The organism is Streptomyces sp. CB01881, from assembly GCF_002953255.1.
Taxonomy (GTDB): domain Bacteria; phylum Actinomycetota; class Actinomycetes; order Streptomycetales; family Streptomycetaceae; genus Kitasatospora.
The window spans coordinates 10,964,571-10,966,798 of the sequence record NZ_CP026498.1; the positions used below are offsets into that span (position 1 = coordinate 10,964,571).

General features: G+C 74.4%; 2 protein-coding genes. Both read left to right on the forward strand.

Annotation, left to right across the window (positions count from 1 at the left end; genetic code table 11):
* Window positions 1-126 precede the first annotated feature (126 nt).
* Window positions 127-1,614 (forward strand): serine/threonine-protein kinase, encoded by a 1,488-nt coding sequence (locus C2142_RS37220; RefSeq protein WP_148647160.1) that lies wholly within the window; start codon window positions 127-129, stop codon window positions 1,612-1,614.
* Window positions 1,615-1,787: 173 nt separating this feature from the next.
* A partial coding sequence (locus tag C2142_RS41240; protein ID WP_241003053.1) for a DUF1775 domain-containing protein occupies window positions 1,788-2,228 on the forward strand: 441 nt, incomplete at its 3' end.

Sequence of the window (2,228 nt, forward strand, 5' to 3'; positions counted from 1 at the left end):
GACGAGTTCGAAGGTGGGGCGGGTCTCCTTTACGGTCGTGCATCGGCGGAGTCCGCACTCCGCCGATGCGGAACTCCTTTCGCCGTCGTTGCGTGCTGTACGCTCCCCTCACCGGATCGGTCGGCGGTGATCCACCACATCATCGACACGCCCGAGCACCCGCACCCCTGGCTGGTGATGGAACTCGTCACCGGCGGCAGCCTCGCCGACCGGATCGCCCAGGGCCCGCTCACCGTCCCGGAGGCGGCCCGGATCGGCCGCGGCGTGCTCGCCGCCCTGCGGGCCGCCCACGCGGCCGGCATCCTGCACCGCGACGTCAAGCCGGGCAACGTGCTGCTCCGCCCCGACGGCACCCCGGTTCTCACCGACTTCGGCATCGCCGCCGTGCAGGACGCCACCGCGCTCACCGCGACCGGTGCGCTGATCGGCTCGCCCGAGTACATCGCCCCGGAGCGGATCCGTGGTGAGGAGGGCAACCCCTCTTCCGACCTCTGGTCGCTCGGCATGATGCTGTACGTCGCGGTCGAGGGCCACCACCCGCTGCGCCGCGGCACCACGCTGGCCACCCTCGCCGCCGTCCTGGACGAGCCGCTTCCGCCGCCCACCCGTTCGGGCCCGCTCGGGCCGGTCCTGGCCGCCGTCCTGGGCCGCGACCCCAGGCTGCGGCCCGACGCCGACCAGCTGGACCGCGCGCTCGCCGCCGCCGAGCAGAGCGGTACGCCGGCCGCTCCGGCGCCGGCCTGGGCACCGGCCTTCCTCGACACGCCGCACCCCGGCGCCCCCGTGGACGGCGTGGCGCACCCGGATCCGGCGACGTACCGGCTCGTCGCCCCCACCGGTTCGGGCTACGCCGCGCCCGGCGGCCCGTTCGACGCCCTGCCCACCGACGCCCTGCCCACCGGCGCGGCGCTGCCGCAGCCCCCGGCGCCCGCCCGCAGCCGGTCCGGCCTGGCCGTGACCCTCTCGGTCGCTGCCGTGGTGCTCGCCGGATCCCTCGTGTGGGCCCTGCGCCTCGACGACACCGACGGCCACAACGCGGCCCCGGCCGCCGGGGGTTCGGCCGGCCCGGCTGCCGCGGTCGCGTCCTCCGGTCCGTCCGTCCCGACCGGCTCGTCCGTCCCGCCGACCCCGGCAGCCGTCCCGACCATCACGGCGGACCGGGCCACCACCCCGGCGGCCAAGGACCTCCTCACCCCCGACGGCGTCCGCACCGTCGTGGCCGCGCTGACCGCCCAGACGGGCGGGACCAAGGTCAAGGAACTCACCGTCTACCCCGGCTACGCCATGGCCCAGGTCCCGACAGCCGACGGGCGCAGCTACGACTGGTACGACTACCGGGACGGCAAGATCACCCGCCGTACCGGCAGCACCATGGGCAAGGACAAGCCGGTCGACCTCGCCCAGTACGACTGGAACGTCCTGCCCGACCTCCTGAAGTCGGCCGGCAGCCTTCTCAACGTCCCTGACCCGACCAGCCGTTACCTGATCATCGGCCCTGACATGTCCGACGGGTCCCCGGCCATCCGGGTCTACCTCTCGGGCGACCACGGCCACTCCGGCTTCTTCTGGGCCGACCCGAAGGGCAAGGTCGGCCGCACCTTCCCGGCCGAATGACCCCTCGCCGGGCGGGGCCGCCGGTTCCAGCCGTCCCGGGTTTCCAGCCGTCCCGGGCTTCCGGTGTCCGTGCTGACCTGCCAGGTTCATCGGGCATCATGGACGCCGCCCTCACCCCGACCGGCCCGGCCCGCCCAGGCCCAGGCCGCCTTCCCCCTCGGAGCGCCATTCCCATGAACACCTCCCGCCTGCTCAGCCGGGCCGCCACCGTCACGGCGGTCGTGGCCGGATCCCTCGTGCTGGCCGTGCCGGCCTTCGCCCATGTGGAGGTCGAGTCCGAGACGGCCCAGGCGCTGGCGACCAACGCCACCGTCACCTTCACCGCCGAGGCCGAGTCGACCACCGCCGGTCTCGCCAAGTTCCAGGTCGTCCTGCCCGAGGGAATCGCCCCCGCCGACGTGGCCCTGGCCGACGCCCCGGCCGGCTGGACCCTCGCCGCCACGGCCGACGGCTTCACGGTCGGTGGCCCCGCGCTCGCCCCGGGCAAGGACGCCGTCTACAAGATCACCATCAAGCAGCTGCCCAACGCCGACGAGCTGGTCTTCAAGACCCTGGAGACCTACAGCGACGGCCGCATCGACCGCTGGATCGAACTGCCCAAGGCCGGCACCGAG